This window comes from Nocardia transvalensis, assembly GCF_015477765.1.
GTDB classification, from domain to species: Bacteria; Actinomycetota; Actinomycetes; order Mycobacteriales; family Mycobacteriaceae; genus Nocardia; species Nocardia transvalensis_A.
Genome location: NZ_JADLQQ010000005.1, coordinates 71,609 through 86,227, shown reverse-complemented (window position 1 = coordinate 86,227; position 14,619 = coordinate 71,609). Strand labels below are relative to the sequence as shown.

11 protein-coding genes are annotated in these 14,619 nt (G+C 68.0%); 7 read left to right on the top strand and 4 right to left on the bottom strand.

Features of this window, described 5'->3' with window-relative positions; translation table 11 throughout:
• Positions 1-6: 6 nt before the first annotated feature.
• Positions 7-1,866 carry an AfsR/SARP family transcriptional regulator gene (locus IU452_RS15415; protein ID WP_195109756.1) on the bottom strand — a complete coding sequence of 620 codons (1,860 nt, stop codon included), beginning with the start codon at positions 1,864-1,866 and terminating at the stop codon, positions 7-9.
• 55 nt (positions 1,867-1,921) lie between these two features.
• On the bottom strand, positions 1,922-2,395 hold the full coding sequence (locus tag IU452_RS15410) for a DUF1772 domain-containing protein (RefSeq protein WP_195109755.1): 474 nt from the start codon (positions 2,393-2,395) through the stop codon (positions 1,922-1,924).
• A 308-nt stretch (positions 2,396-2,703) separates the two neighbouring features.
• Between IU452_RS15410 and IU452_RS15405 the strand changes: the two genes are divergently transcribed.
• The gene (locus IU452_RS15405) at positions 2,704-5,889 is read left to right on the top strand and encodes an AfsR/SARP family transcriptional regulator (RefSeq protein ID WP_195109754.1); all 3,186 of its coding nucleotides are present in this window, start codon (positions 2,704-2,706) and stop codon (positions 5,887-5,889) included.
• On the opposite strand, the gene IU452_RS15400 is transcribed toward IU452_RS15405, so the two are convergent.
• A complete protein-coding gene (locus tag IU452_RS15400; RefSeq protein ID WP_228817909.1) occupies positions 5,802-6,686 on the bottom strand; it encodes an isocitrate lyase/PEP mutase family protein in 885 nt (294 codons plus the stop codon). The genes IU452_RS15405 and IU452_RS15400 overlap by 88 nt on opposite strands.
• A gap of 148 nt (positions 6,687-6,834) precedes the next feature.
• On the opposite strand from IU452_RS15400, the gene argC reads away from it, so the two are divergent.
• From argC to IU452_RS15370, 6 genes are read left to right on the top strand one after another with little or no spacing between them, the layout of a single operon-like run.
• Positions 6,835-7,893 (top strand): N-acetyl-gamma-glutamyl-phosphate reductase, encoded by a 1,059-nt coding sequence (gene argC / locus IU452_RS15395; protein WP_195109752.1) that lies wholly within the window; start codon positions 6,835-6,837, stop codon positions 7,891-7,893.
• On the top strand, positions 7,890-9,107 hold the full coding sequence (argJ, locus tag IU452_RS15390; RefSeq protein ID WP_195109751.1) for a bifunctional glutamate N-acetyltransferase/amino-acid acetyltransferase ArgJ: 1,218 nt from the start codon (positions 7,890-7,892) through the stop codon (positions 9,105-9,107). Before argC ends, argJ begins: the two co-directional genes overlap by 4 nt.
• Complete coding sequence (gene argB, locus IU452_RS15385; protein ID WP_195109750.1) at positions 9,104-10,015, top strand: acetylglutamate kinase; 912 nt, start codon at positions 9,104-9,106, stop codon at positions 10,013-10,015. The genes argJ and argB overlap by 4 nt, the downstream gene beginning before the upstream one ends.
• On the top strand, positions 10,012-11,202 hold the full coding sequence (locus IU452_RS15380) for an acetylornithine transaminase (RefSeq protein ID WP_195109749.1): 1,191 nt from the start codon (positions 10,012-10,014) through the stop codon (positions 11,200-11,202). The genes argB and IU452_RS15380 overlap by 4 nt, the downstream gene beginning before the upstream one ends.
• Positions 11,199-12,137, top strand: a complete 939-nt coding sequence (argF, locus tag IU452_RS15375; protein ID WP_195109748.1) for an ornithine carbamoyltransferase — start codon at positions 11,199-11,201, stop codon at positions 12,135-12,137. Before IU452_RS15380 ends, argF begins: the two co-directional genes overlap by 4 nt.
• Positions 12,134-12,658, top strand: coding sequence for an arginine repressor (locus IU452_RS15370; RefSeq protein ID WP_195109747.1), 525 nt, complete (start codon positions 12,134-12,136; stop codon positions 12,656-12,658). The genes argF and IU452_RS15370 overlap by 4 nt, the downstream gene beginning before the upstream one ends.
• A gap of 1 nt (position 12,659) precedes the next feature.
• Here the strand turns inward: IU452_RS15370 and IU452_RS15365 are convergent, their stop codons facing one another.
• Positions 12,660-14,606 carry a BTAD domain-containing putative transcriptional regulator gene (locus IU452_RS15365; RefSeq protein WP_195109746.1) on the bottom strand — a complete coding sequence of 649 codons (1,947 nt, stop codon included), beginning with the start codon at positions 14,604-14,606 and terminating at the stop codon, positions 12,660-12,662.
• Positions 14,607-14,619 lie beyond the last annotated feature (13 nt).

Genomic DNA, 14,619 nt, shown 5'->3' with positions numbered 1-14,619 from the left:
CTGAATTCAATTGGTGATCACCTGGAGATGGTCTGTCAGCGATGCGGTGGAGACCGCCCGGGGCAGGCGACGACCCCGCTCCGCGGCATAGATCCGGTACACGTCGAGCATGCTGTACTGGATTCGCCCGAGTGGGTCGCGGCCGACGACATTCAGCAGGTGCGCATCGACCAGCCGATCCAACGCCTCCTCGGCGTCGATCATACGGTCGAATCCGAGACCGGGCGACGCGGTGATGATCGTGCCGGGCCGCAGATTGCTGCCGAGGTGGGTGAACATGCGCGCGGCTCTGCGGTCGAGCCTGTCGTAGCTCGAGTCGATATAGGCGCGCATATCCATTGAGCCGAAGGACAATTCGTCCAGGCGATTCGTCTCGTCGGCAAGCCGGGCGGCCAGCTGGTCGAAGGTTCGATGCGGTCGGCTCGTCATCCGGCTCGCGACGATGCGCAGGGCGGACGGCAGGCCCGAACAGTAGCCGGCCAGTTCTTCGGCCGCGTCCCGTTCGCCGAGCACCCGGGCTCGCCCGACGATGCGGCACAGCATCTCCACGCTGTCCGCGACCGACAATTCTCGTACCGTGTGCCGGCACATCCCCGCGACGGCGAGGCAGGTCCGGCTCGTCATGAGCGCCACGCTGCCGCGGCCCCCGGGCAACAGCAACCGCAGCTGCTCCTCGTTCGCGGCGTCGTCCAGGACGATCAGGATCCGGCGACCCGCCACGCGATTTCGGTAGGCCTCGGCGCGGGCGTCGAGATCGGCCGGGATCGCGCCGGAGGACGTGCCGAGCGCCCGCAGGAACCTGGTGAGAATCGTCCCCGGATGGGCGGGCAGCGCGCTGGTGCCGCGCAGATCGGCATAGAGACATCCATCGGGAAACGCTGGTCGCAGGATGTGTGCGGCTCGGACGGCGAGTGCCGTCTTACCCACACCGGGGCCGCCGGTGATGAGGATCGGACGAGCGTCGGCGCGACGCGACAGTGCCTCGTCGAGCCACACGACCTCGCGGTCTCGCCCACCGAAGTCGAGGACGTCCATGGGCAGCAGATCGGGTGCCTGGTCGGGTGCGACGGCGTTCTCGGGTGCGGTGGCCGGTCTGGTCGCCGGTCGCCGAGCCGGCCGGGGCTCGGCGGGACCGGGCGGCTTACCCGGCACGATGGGCGGGCGGCCCTGCAGAATCATCGTGTGCAGCACGCGCAGGGTCGGTGCCAGGTCGGCACCGAGTTCGTCGGCGATGCAGCGGCGGGCGCGATCGTATTGGCGCAGCGCCTCGGCGGTCTGCCCACCCAGGTAATACGCGCGGATGAGCCGCTCGTGCAATTCCTCCGCGAGCGGCTCGTCGAGCAGTGCCTTGCGCAGTTCGACGATGGCCCGGGCATGGCGGCCGGCGCGAAGTTCCGCGTCGGCCCATTCCGCGATGGTCTCGTGTTTGAGCTGTCGAAGTGTGTCGCTGAACCGGCGGGCCCACCCGCTGGTCAATCCGGCCAGGGCCTCTCCGCGCCACAGCTGCAGGGCACGTGCCAGATATTCGGCGCGCAGCGGGTCGTCGGCCGGTAACGCGCGGGCGCCGTCGGTCAGGGCGCGAAAATTCGACAGGTCGATTTGGTCGGGCCGCACGTCCACGAAATACCCTCCGCCATTTCGGGACACGGTCACCGGTCGGCCGGTGCATTCGGTTGCCGCTTTCAATGCCCGCCGCAGCCGCGCGATGTAGGTGTATACGACACTGCGCACGGCACCCGGAGGTTCATCGTCCCAGACCCGATCGATCAGCGCTTCGATCGAGAGCGGACGTCCCGGTTCGGCCAGCAATGCCGCCAGAATGCCGCATTGCCGGGGAGGCCCCAGGTCGACACGCCTTCCCAGCACTCGGAGCTCGACAGGTCCTAACAATCTGAATTCGATCACTGAGTTCCGCCTGAGCCTAGGCGTGGATAATCGCGATGCACAGCCCGGTCAGTGCCGAGCCCTGCAACGCGACACGGGCATTGATGACGCTGTCCCACTTGTGCTGTAGTGCCCGGGCGTCGGGGGAGACGGCACCGGCGGCGGCCGCCTGCTTCAGCTTCTTGTTCACGGGGGCGCTGATCGTGGCATAGATGCCCAACCAAATGAGCAATGCCGCGGTCGAAATGCTCGCGGACACAGCGGGAACCGTATTGCGATCGTGGATCGCCGCGGCAGCACACACCGCCGACGTCACCGCGCCGATTGCGCCGGGTATCGGCATCCGCTCGTCTCCGTATCTATGAATGTGGCCCATGGTGGCCGTGAGGGTGCGGTCATCGATCCGGGCCATGGCCGGGCGCTGTACTGTCGCGCAGAAGAAGTCCGTGCCGTAAATTGCGGCATTGGCAATGACCGACGCTGTTCCCAGCGTCTTGATCAGATTTCTCACAATCGGCCTCTCGAACGATGTGTCGCACTTCCCGGACCGCCGCTCGGGAGTGCGGAGAACGAAGTCCACTGTGGCGGTGACAACTTGCCGGTTTCCTCGAGGAAGTCTCGAGAGACTCGGTGTTTCCGTCGTGAAGATTTCCTTTCTGTACCTTCGGCGACCTTGCACACCATCCAGACTTCCTGCGGTTGCGTACCTGCCACTGAACTATCGCCTAACAGGCTGCTCTTTCCGGTTGCAGTGGGTGGCTCCCGGTCTTGGTTGCGCTTAGGCTGACTGCGCGGGGTGTGCGATGGGGAGGGAAGGTTATGTTGGCGGAGAGGCAGATTCGATACGGTGTGCTCGGTCCGGTCACGGCGTCGCGGGATGAGCAAACTATTGATCTCGGGCAGGCCCGGCAGCAAGCCGTTTTCGTGACGCTACTGCTGGAAATGAACCGTCCGCTATCGGTGAATTCGATCATCGATGCGGTCTGGGGCGAGCATCGGCCGGGAGATGCGCGCAACGCGATCCAGACCTATATCAGCCGGTTGCGCCGGGCCCTGGCGCTCGGGCGCGAGCCGGACGAGCCGGGGCCCGCCCTGCTGTGGACCGAGCGAGGGTATGTGTTGCGGGGCGATCCCTCGCTGCTGGATTGCGTGGTGTTCGAACGACACATGGCCACGGCGGAACTGTGCAGGCGCCATGGGGATTACGGCGCCGCGGCCGAAAAGATCGAGGCGGCGCTCGAGCTCTGGCGCGGTGAGCCGTTCACCGGTCTGGACGGCCCGTTCATCGAGGCCGAACGACGACGGTGGTCGGAACGGTACCTGTCGGCCCTCGAGTGCCGCGCGGCGACGAAGATCGACCTGCATCGGTATGCCGACGCGGTCGCCGAACTGACGCAATTGGTGGCGGCGCATCCGCTGCAGGAGCGGTTCCGGGCGCTGCTCATGTTCGCGTTGTATCGCTGCGGTCGCCGGGCCGAAGCCCTGGAGGTATTCCAGGACATTCGACGCCGGCTCACCGAGGAGCTGGGGATCGAGCCCGGGCCCGAGCTTCGGAAGCTGCAACAGCAAATACTTCGCGGTGAATTCGAGCAATCCGAATACACGCATCCCGAGGTGTTGGTCAGCAGAAATCAGCTGCCGGGCGATATCGCGGACTTCACCGGTCGCAAGGACGAGATGGCGCGCTTGATGGCCGCCATACCGCGGGATACGGCTCCGGCGACCGTGCTGGTGGAGGCCGTCGACGGCATGGCCGGGGTCGGCAAGACGACACTGGCGGTGCACGCGGCTCACCAGCTCAGCAGCCGCTACCCGGACGCACAGCTCTATATCGATCTGCACGGCCACGCCGCCGAGCAGGAGCCCACCGAGCCGGCGGCAGCGCTCGACACGCTGTTGCGGGCGATCGGAGTCCCGGGCGAGGTGATCCCCGGTGATCTCGATGCGCGGGCGGCCCTGTGGCGCAGCAAGCTTGCGGTCCGTTCGGCGCTGATCGTGCTGGACAACGCGGCCGACGCCGATCAGGTGCGGCCGCTGCTGCCCGGCACGCCCACGTGTTTCGTCCTGGTCACCAGCCGGCGCCGACTGATCGACCTGGAGGGATGCCGGACATTGTCGCTGGGCGTTCTGCCGCTCGAGGACGCGGTGGGCTTGTTCGCGACAATCGTCGGTGACGATCGAGTGGCCGCAGAACCCGAGGCTGTGGAGGAGATCGTCCGACTGTGCGGACGTCTCCCGCTGGCGATCCGTATCGCGGCCGGCCGACTTCGTGCGCGTCCGGCCTGGCGCGTCGGTGAGCTGGCGCAGCGGTTGCGACAACCGCGTCGTCGGCTCGATCATCTCAGCGCGGGCTCGCGCAGCGTGACCGCCGCTCTCACCGTGGGCTACAAGGATCTGCCCGTCGATCAACAGCGGGTATTCCGGCTGCTCGGACTGCATCCCGGGCCGGATTTCGACGCCTATGCCACCGCCGCCCTGGCCGACATCGATGTCGATGTCGCCGAACAGATCCTGGAGGCGCTGGTCGATGTCCACCTGCTGGAGCAGGTCGTCTCGGGGCGCTACAGCTTTCACGATCTGGTCAGAGATTTCGCGGCGACGCTGACTCGCCCATCCGACCCCGGTCGCGCAGCCGCCTTGACGCGGTTGTTCGATCATTACCGGTACGCCGCCTGGACCGCCAGCACGACGCTGTTTCCCGACGATTCGGTGCGTTCCCTCGATCCACTCGAGCCTACGACGCCGATCCCCGCACTGACCGATCCGCACGATTGCATGGCCTGGTTGCACAGCGAACGGCCCAACCTCCTGGCCGTCGCGAAGTACGCGGCGCGGGTGTGCTGGCCGGGTTACACGAAGCAGTTCTCCGAGATTCTGTGGCAATTCCTGACCGGCCTGCAGTGCTCGGACGACGCGATCAAATTGCATTCCGATGCGATCGAAGTCGCTCGCCGCACCGGGGAACAGGAACAAGAGTGCCGCCTGCTGACCAATCTCGGATTCACGCTCTGGCGGACCCGCCATGGCAGGCAAGCCCTTTCGGTGCTGAACGAGGCCGTGCAACTGGCCCACGCGCGAGGCGACCGTGCCGCCGAGATCCGGGCAATGCACCACTGTGGTCTTGTCTATTTCCGTTTGGGTCGTTATCGCGATGCCTTGATCAGCTATCACGGCGCCTTGTTGTTGTCGCGCATCGGTGGTGACCGGTTCTTCGAAGGCCACGCGCTCAATGGTTTGGGGCTCGTGTACAAGGTGATGGGGTATCACGAGGAGGCGCTGTCGTGTCTTCGGCGGGCGCTGCGCGTCGCGGACGACACCACAAATCTGTATCTACGCGCCTCCGCCCTGATCCGGGCGGGAGAGACCCGTCTGCGGACGGGCCGGTACGAGCAGGCCCTTGTTCACCTGGAGGACGCTCGCGAAACTCTGGCACCGATGTTGCCGCACACCCTGTTTCACAACTGGCTCTGGGTGCAGATCGGCATCGCGCATTATCATTTGGGGCAGCACGAGGCGGCACTCGACAACTTGAGAAGAGCCTTGGCGCTCGCCGAGCGAAACAGGGATCTGATTCCGGAATGCTATGCCCATCTGGGATTGGGTAACGTCCACCGGTGGCGGGGGCAGCATCACACCGCACTCGTGCACTACAGCCGGGCGCTCGGCATTTCCCGGTCGACCGTATCGCCCTATGAAGAGGTGCTGGCCTGCGACGGCATCGCGTTGTCGTATTTACAGAATGTGCGCATCGCCGACGCTCGTCGTTACTGGGAAACGGCTTTCGCCATAGCCTCCGATCTGGGGATACCCGAGGCCCTGCCAATCGCGGATCGCCTAGGAGCCGTCGACCCGAATTTCACTGCTGAGCAGGCGGTTCGATCTGCCGCGTCCCGGTCGGCGGAGTTCCGCGCGGTCGCCTACTCGATTCGAAGCGATATCTCACCATTCGGCGTGGCAACTTCGTCGCCGCTCGTGTTCACCGAGGTCGACCCCGAAGCATCCTGACACCAACGGCGGCGTGGATCGTCGATCAAGGCTTGAATGTCGGCGTAGCTCGGGACGTTCGGCGATGGCCGACCCGCACGGACCGCTCGCGCGGTGCCCACGGCCGCGGCGATGGCGGCGCGGAACAGCAGTCCGCCGGTGCTTACCCGGCGCACACCGAGTGCACCCAGCTGGGCGACGGAGGGACCGCCGGGAAGGGACAAGACGTTGAGCGGCAACGGGATTGCGGCCACCACGCGGCGGATGTCGTCCGGCTCGCGCAGGCCCGGCACGAAAATGCCGTCGGCTCCGGCCGATCGGTACTGTTCGGCACGGTCGAGGGTGGAATCGTGGTCGATGTTCAGCCAGTAGGTGTCGACGCGGGCATTGACGAACACCTCCGGCGTGCGGGCCTTGATCGCGGCGACCAGCTCGGCGTGGTGCGCGGGATCGGCGAGCGTGCCGCCCGGACGGCCGTCCTCGATATTGATCCCGGCCACCCCCAGTGCGGCCAGGGTGTCGGCGAAGTCCGCCACCTCCGCCGGATCGGTGCCGAAACCGCCCTCGATGTCGACGGTGACCGGCACCGGAAGCCGCACGAGTCGCCGTGCGAGGGAGAGGGTTTCGTCCTTGGTGGCACCGGCGGCATCCGGGCGTCCGGCCGCGGCGGCGACGCCCAGGCTGGTGGTGCCCACCGCCGGAAACCCCGCCGCGACCAGCGCCGCGCCCGAGCAGTAGTCCCACGCATTGGGCAGTACCAGGGGCTGCTCTCCCCGATGCAGGCAGCGGAACAGTTCCGTCTCTCCGATCGCAGTCATGGCGCGACCGTACGGACGGAATGCTTCGGCCCCGGCCGAAGTGTCGTCGGGCGGGGCCTCCTGCATTGAACCTTCAAGGTATCGGCCCTTCCGGGGGCGGCCCCCACCCGGTTGTGTATGAGCTTGCACGATCGTGCATAATCATCACATGGCGGATACCTCGGGTGGGCCCGTGCTGCGGGTCGCGGTGGCTGGTGCGAGCGGATACGCGGGCGGTGAAGTGCTGCGTTTGCTGCTGGGGCATCCGGCCTATCGATCGGTGCGCCTCGAGATCGGGGCGCTGACCGCGGGCTCGAATGCGGGGACCGCGCTGGGGGAGTTGCAGCCGCATCTGCTGCCGCTGGCCGAGCGGATTCTGGTCGAGACGACGCCGCAGACGCTGGCCGGGCACGATGTGGTGTTCCTCGGGCTGCCGCACGGGCAGTCGGCGGCCATCGCGCAGGCGCTCCCCGAGTCCACGGTGATCATCGACTGCGGTGCCGACTTCCGGCTCACCGATGCCGCGGCGTGGGAGAAGTACTACAAGACCCCGCACGCGGGCAGCTGGCCCTACGGTCTGCCGGAGCTACCCGGCGCCCGCGACCGGCTGCGCGGCGCCACCCGCATCGCGGTGCCCGGCTGCTATCCGACCGTGTCGAGCCTGGCGCTGGCGCCCGCGGTGGCCGCCGGAATCGTGGAGCCACGGGTGAATATCGTTGCCGTGAGCGGAACCTCGGGTGCGGGCCGCAAACTCGATGTGGGACTACTGGGTTCGGAGGTCATGGGTTCCGTGCGCGCCTACGGCATCGCGGGCGCGCACCGGCACACCCCCGAGATCGCCCAGAATCTCGCGGCAGTCGCCGGTGCCGATGTCGCGGTGTCGTTCACCCCCGTGCTGGCGCCGATGCCGCGCGGCATCCTCGCCACCTGCACCGCCCCCACCCGCGTGGACGCCGCACAGGCCCGCGCGGTCTACGAAAAAGCCTATGCCGACGAGCCGTTCGTGCACCTGCTGCCCGAAGGCGTCCTGCCGCAGACCGGTTCGGTGCTCGGCTCCAATGCCGTCACCCTGCAGGTCACGGTGGACGCCGACGCCGGGCTGCTGGTGGTGATCGGCGCCGTCGACAATCTGACCAAGGGCACCGCGGGCGCCGCGGTGCAGTCCATGAACCTGGCGCTCGGCTTCGACGAGACCGCCGGACTTTCCACCGTAGGAGTGGCACCGTGACATCCACCGATACCGCCAGCGGAAAGTTGGTTCGGAACCAAGGCGTGACGGCGCCGCTGGGCTTCCGCGCCGCCGGGATCGCCGCGGGCATCAAGGCCAGCGGAAAGCCGGATCTGGCTCTGGTTTTCAGCGAAGGGCCGGAGTATTCGGCGGCCGGTGTCTTCACCCGCAACAAGGTGAAGGCCGCACCCGTGCTGTGGTCGCAGCAGGTGCTGAAGGGCGGGCAGCTGCGCGCGGTCATCCTCAACTCCGGCGGCGCCAACGCCTGCACCGGACCGGGCGGGTTCCAGGACACCCACGCCACCGCCGAGGAGCTGGCGAAGGCGTTGAGCAACTGGGGAACCGAGACCGGTGCCGGTGAAATCGCGGTCTGCTCGACGGGTTTGATCGGCGACCGGTTGCCGATGGACAAGCTGCTGCCCGGCGTCACCGAGATCGTGCACGAAATGGGCGGCGGCCTGTCCGGCGGCACCGACGCCGCACACGCCATCATGACCACCGACACCGTGCCGAAGGAGGCGGCGTTCCACCACCGCGACAAGTGGAACGTCGGCGGCATGGCCAAGGGGGCGGGCATGCTGGCGCCGTCGCTGGCGACCATGCTGGTGGTGCTCACCACCGACGCCGTGGCCACACCCGAACAGCTGGACCGGGCCCTGCGCAACGCCACCCGCATGACCTTCGACCGCCTCGACGTCGACGGCTCCTGCTCCACCAACGACACGGTGCTCCTGCTGGCCAACGGCGCCAGCGAGGTCACACCCACCCAGGACGAACTCGACGCGGCCGTGCTGGCGGTGTGCGATGATCTGGCCGCCCAGCTGATGGCCGACGCCGAGGGCGTGACCAAGCGGGTACTGGTCACCGTCACCGGCGCGGTCAGCGAGGACGAGGCGCTGATCGGCGCCCGCGCGGTCGCCCGCGACTCGCTGGTGAAGACCGCGTTCTTCGGATCGGACCCGAACTGGGGCCGGGTGCTGGCCGCCATCGGTATCGCACCGATCACCCTGGAACCGGACCGAATCTCGGTGTCGTTCAACGGGAATCCGGTGTGCGTGAACGGTATGGGCGCGCCCGGCGCTCGCGAGGTCGACCTGTCCGGCGCCGACATCCACGTGGTGATCGACCTGGGACTGGGGGAGGGCACCGCCACCATCCGCACCACCGACCTCTCGCACGGATACGTGGAAGAGAATTCGGCCTACAGCTCATGACCACTTCTATGAAGCTGACCGCGCTGGACAAGGCGCATGTGCTGGCCGGGGCGCTGCCGTGGCTGCAGAAGTTCCGCGACAAGATCGTGGTCGTCAAATACGGCGGCAACGCCATGGTCGACGACGACCTCAAGACCGCCTTCGCCGCCGATATGGCCTTCCTGCGCACCGTCGGCGTGCATCCGGTGGTCGTGCACGGCGGCGGCCCGCAGATCAGCACGATGCTGCAGAAGCTCGGTCTGCAAGGAGAATTCCGCGGCGGCTTCCGCGTCACCACACCCGAGGTGATGGAGGTCGTGCGGATGGTGCTGTTCGGTCAGGTCGGCCGCGAGCTGGTCGGGCTCATCAACGCACACGGCCCGTACGCCGTCGGCATCTCCGGTGAGGACGCGCATCTGTTCACCGCCACCCGGCGCACGGTGACCGTGAACGGCGCGCCCACCGATATCGGCCTGGTCGGCGACGTCACCACCGTGAACCCCGAAGCGGTGCACGACCTCATCGCCGCCGGTCGCATCCCGGTAGTGTCGACCATCGCCCCCGACGCCGACGGCGTGGTGCACAACATCAACGCCGACACCGCCGCCGCGGCGCTGGCCGAGGGCATCGGCGCGGAAAAGCTGGTCATCCTCACCGATGTGGAGGGCCTCTACACCGACTGGCCCGACCGCTCGTCGCTGACCACGCGCATCGACACCGGCGCGCTGGCCGAGTTGCTTCCGCGCCTCGATGCGGGCATGGTGCCGAAGATGGAGGCCTGCCTGCGCGCCGTGGCGGGCGGCGTCCCGACCGCGCACGTGATCGACGGCCGCGTGCCGCACGCGGTGCTGCTGGAACTGTTCACCGGGGAGGGTATCGGAACGATGGTGGTCCCTGCAGAACAGAGCAACGGAACGGAAACCCCATGAGTACAGCCGAATTGCAGCGGCGGTGGTCCGCCGCGCTGATGAACAACTACGGCACCCCGAAGGTGGCGCTGGTGCGCGGGGCGGGCGCGGTGGTCTACGACGCCGACGGCAAGCGCTATCTGGACTTCCTCGGCGGTATCGCGGTCAACAGCCTCGGCCATGCGCATCCGGCGATCCTGGAGGCGGTCACTCAGCAGCTGGGCACCCTCGGACACGTGTCGAATCTGTATGCCAGCGAACCGACCGTCGAACTGGCCGAGCGGCTCGTCGCGCAGTTCGGTGATGGACGGGGCAGGGCGTTCTTCTGCAACTCCGGCACCGAGGCGAACGAGGCGGCGTTCAAGATTGCACGGCTGACGGGGCGGCGCAAGATCATCGCCTGCGAGGAGGCGTTCCACGGCCGCACCATGGGTGCGCTGGCGCTGACCGGGCAGGCCTCGAAGCGGACGCCGTTCGAGCCGATGCCGCCCGGCGTCGTGCACATCCCCTACGGCGACGCGGACGCACTGGCGGCCGCGGTCGACTCCGACACCGCCGCGGTCTTCCTGGAACCCATCATGGGCGAGAGCGGCGTCGTGGTGCCGCCCGCCGACTATCTGTCCAAGGCCCGCGCCCTCACCGCCGAGCACGGCGCGCTGCTGATCCTCGACGAGGTGCAGACCGGTATCGGCCGCACCGGGCACTTCTACGCCCACCAGGCCACCGGTGTCGTGCCCGACATCATCACCCTGGCCAAGGGCCTGGGCGGCGGACTGCCGATCGGCGCGGTGCTGGCGCAGGGCGTGGCGGCCGAACTGTTCACCCCCGGCCTGCACGGAACCACCTTCGGAGGCAACCCGGTCTGCGCGGCCGCGGCGCTGGCGGTGCTGCGCACCATCGATGAGGCCGGTCTGCTCGCGCATGTCGAAACCCTCGGCAAGACATTGATCGACGGCATCACCGACCTCGGCCACCCGCTCGTCGACCACGTGCGGGGTGCGGGGCTGCTCATCGGAATCCAGCTGACCCAGGACGTTTCGGCGCAGGTGGAGGAATCCGCCCGGGCGGCAGGATATCTGATCAATCCGGCCAAACCGAATGTGATCCGGCTGGCCCCGCCGTTGATCCTCACCGAGGCACAGGCGGAGAATTTCCTGACAGACCTACCCGGCATCCTGGATAGAGCGCTACCGAAAGGGAACCAGTGACGATTCGGCATTTCCTGCGCGACGACGACCTGTCGCCGGCCGAGCAGGCCGAAGTGCTCGCGCTGGCAAGGGAATTGAAGAAGGCCCCGTTCTCGCACCGGCCGCTGGAGGGACCGCGCGGGGTCGGGGTGATCTTCGAGAAGAACTCCACCCGCACCCGGTTCTCCTTCGAGATGGGCATCGCGCAGCTGGGCGGGCATGCGGTCGTCGTGGACGGTCGCGACACCCAGCTGGGGCGCGAGGAGACCCTGGCCGATACGGGCCGGGTGCTCTCGCGCTACGTGGACGCGATCGTCTGGCGCACCTTCGAGCAGTCCCGATTCGACGAGATGGCCTCGGCGGCAACGGTTCCCGTGGTCAATGCGCTGTCCAACGAGTTTCATCCCTGCCAGGTGCTGGCGGATCTGCTGACGCTGACCGAGTACAAGGGCGATCTGCGCGGCCGCAAGCTCACCTATCTGGGTGACGGCGGGAACAATATGGCGCATTCGCTGTTGCTGGGTGGTGCCACGGCCGGGTTGCACGTGACCATCGCCGCGCCGGCGGGTTTCGCACCGCTCAAATGGGTGGTCGAGGCCGCCCGCAAGCGAGCCGCCGAGACCGGTGCGAGGATCACGGTGACCGACGACTCGGTGGCGGCGGCCACCGGCGCCGACGCCCTGGTCACCGACGCGTGGACGTCGATGGGACAGGAGAACGACGGCCGCGACCGGGTGCGGCCGTTCCGGCGGTTCCGGCTCGACGGCGACCTGCTGGCCCGCGCCGCGTCGGATGCCGTTGTGCTGCACTGCCTTCCGGCCCACCGCGGGGAGGAGATCACCGACGAGGTGATCGACGGCCCGCACAGCGTGGTGTGGGACGAGGCGGAGAACCGGCTGCACGCGCAGAAGGCCCTGCTGGTGTGGCTGCTGGCCAAGCGAGGGGAATCGGCGTGAGCACCGCGGACAAGCGGGCGGCGGAGGCGGCCAAGGCCGGTCCGGTGATCGCGCGCACGCGCGCGGGACGTCAGCAGCGCATCGTGGAACTGCTGTCCGCGCACGCCGTCCGCAGCCAGACCGAATTGGCGGCACTGCTGGCCGAGGAGGGCATCGAGACCACGCAGGCCACCCTGTCACGCGATCTGGACGAATTGGGGGCGGTGAAGCTGCGGGCCGCCGACGGCGGCGCAGGCATCTATGTGGTGCCCGAGGACGGCAGTCCGGTGCGGGGCGTCACCGGCGGCACCGCGCGGCTGTCGAAACTGCTCGGCGACCTGCTGGTGTCGACCGACCACAGCGGCAATATCGCCGTGCTGCGCACCCCGCCGGGCGCGGCCCACTTCCTGGCCAGCGCCCTGGACCGCGCCGCACTGCCGGAGATCGTGGGCACGATCGCGGGCGACGACACCATCGCCGTCATTGCCCGCGAGCCCCTCACCGGCGCCGAACTGGCCGCCAAGATCGAGGAACTCGCCTGAGCTATCGCCGACCGAGGTGCTGATCGAGCGTAGCCAGAATGTCGTCGACAGGACCGAAGGTGATCATGGCGGTTGCTCCGCCCGCGATTTCGCCGCGCAGGGGGTAGAGGGCGTCGCGCGCTTGTGTGGCGAGCGATTCGTCTCGGAGCTGGATCGCGGTGTGCGCGTTGACGGCCCAGAGTGAGTCGTTCAGGTGGTCGGCAGGGGGTACGGGCAGAGCGGCGGCGGCGTGGCGGGCTGCTGCGAGATTGCCGCGGGCGAGGTAGAGGAGGGGCTGGACCCAAGGACGGTAAGGGCCCCAGTCGAGATCGGGGTCTGTCGGCGCGGGGCGTTGGTGGCGCAGGCGGAGTGAGAGGAGTGCGAGCGGGAGGAGGCCGGCTTCTACGCCGGGCATGCCGGCGCCGGCGAGGTCGGTGGCTACGGTGCGATAGGCGTGGGCGACCTCGGCGGGTTCGTTCGATCGTTCTGCTAGCTGCATTGTCCGGAAAGCTGCGGTGAGAACGTGAACGAGCGGGGTCTCGTGGACGGTGGCGAGCCGTTCGGCCGCTACGACATGGCATTGTGCGGCCTCGGAGTCGCCGCCGGCCGCAGCGACCTGGATCTTGATGAGATGGCCGAGGATCTCGAACATCGGCAGATCATGTCGCGCGGCGAGATCGATGAGTTCGCTCGCGATGGCGTCGCGTTCGGCGGTGCGCCCGAGGTGTTGAAAGGACTGCACGAACCGGGCGTTGAGCGCAAGGACCAACACGGTGGGGTCGTGTAGTTCTCGGGCCAGGTGTTCGGCTTCGGTAGCTGCCTCGGCAGCCCAGCGGTCTCGGGTTCCGCGATGCTCGAGCCCGATGGTCGCGAGCAGACGTGCTCGAAGCGCAGGCACGGCTCGTGGTCCGAGTCTGTGCAGAGTGCGTCGGGCCGTCGCAACCAGGGCCTCGGAGCGCCCGGGGTCGTCGGCGCGAGTCCAGATGGTGGGGACGTCGTAGGCGGTGATCACGCGGGCGGTGAGGTCGGGGTCTCCGGTTCGTTCCGCTTCTGCGACCGCTGCGGCGTGTTGCCGTTGGGCGAGTACCAGGTTGGTGCCGCCGGTGACCGCGGCGGCCCGGGCCACGGTGCTCATCGAGCGCAGTCGGGTATAGGTCCCCGTCGCTTCCGTGCGTGTCAGCAGGCGCAGCCGATCCTCGTCCCGGGGCGAGGGCATCAGATGTGGAGAGTGTCGGAGGATGTCGCGTTCGAGATGGTCGAGACTGTTCACCGATTCCAGCCCGAACCGCTCGAGCAGCCTGGCACGCGCGTGACGCAGCGAAGCCAACGCGTCGACCTGGCGGTCGGCCTGATAGAGGGCATGGGAAACAAGGACCCAGGCCTGCTCCCGCCATGGGTGTGCGGCGGCGAATGCCTCCAACTCCGGGATGAGGGGCGCGCCGTCTCCGAGCTCGAGCGTCGCCCTGGCGCGCAGCTCGATGGCTTGACAGTGCAGTTCTGTCAGGCGGGCGCGCTCTCGCGTCAGCCAGGGCGAGGCGCCGAGGCCCGCGTACGGCTCGCCCGCCCACCACGAGAGCGCTTCGCTCAGCGCACTGGCAACCTGACCGCTGGATCCGTGGCGCATGGCCTGGAGGGTGTCCTCGAAGCGGTGGGCGTCGACGTGTGCCCGGGGAATCCGCAGGGCGTATCCGTTGCCGACGGTCTCGATGATGTGCGACCGGGCGCGCGGGCAGCGATCCGGTTCGAGAGCACGGCGCAGTTCGGAGATGAAGGTGCGGACAGCGCCGGTGGCTGCAGAGGGGGGATCCTCCCAGAGATCATCGACGAGCACAGGCAGCGGGACGGCTCGGCCGCCGGCCGCGACCAGCCGTCCCAGCAGCTCGCGGCGGCGTTGGCTGCCTACCGCTACGGGGCGGCCCCCAGCGTCCCTGACCTCTATCGGTCCGAGCACCTTGATGAAGATCTCCACGTGCTCATTGTCG

Coding starts and splice junctions, on each gene's coding strand:
- IU452_RS15400 (WP_228817909.1), bottom strand. CDS start 6,686: ATGACTGCGATCGGAGAGACGGAACTGTTCCGCTGCCTGCATCGGGGA.
- IU452_RS15405 (WP_195109754.1), top strand. CDS start 2,704: ATGTTGGCGGAGAGGCAGATTCGATACGGTGTGCTCGGTCCGGTCACG.
- argB (WP_195109750.1), top strand. CDS start 9,104: ATGACCACTTCTATGAAGCTGACCGCGCTGGACAAGGCGCATGTGCTG.
- IU452_RS15380 (WP_195109749.1), top strand. CDS start 10,012: ATGAGTACAGCCGAATTGCAGCGGCGGTGGTCCGCCGCGCTGATGAAC.
- argC (WP_195109752.1), top strand. CDS start 6,835: ATGGCGGATACCTCGGGTGGGCCCGTGCTGCGGGTCGCGGTGGCTGGT.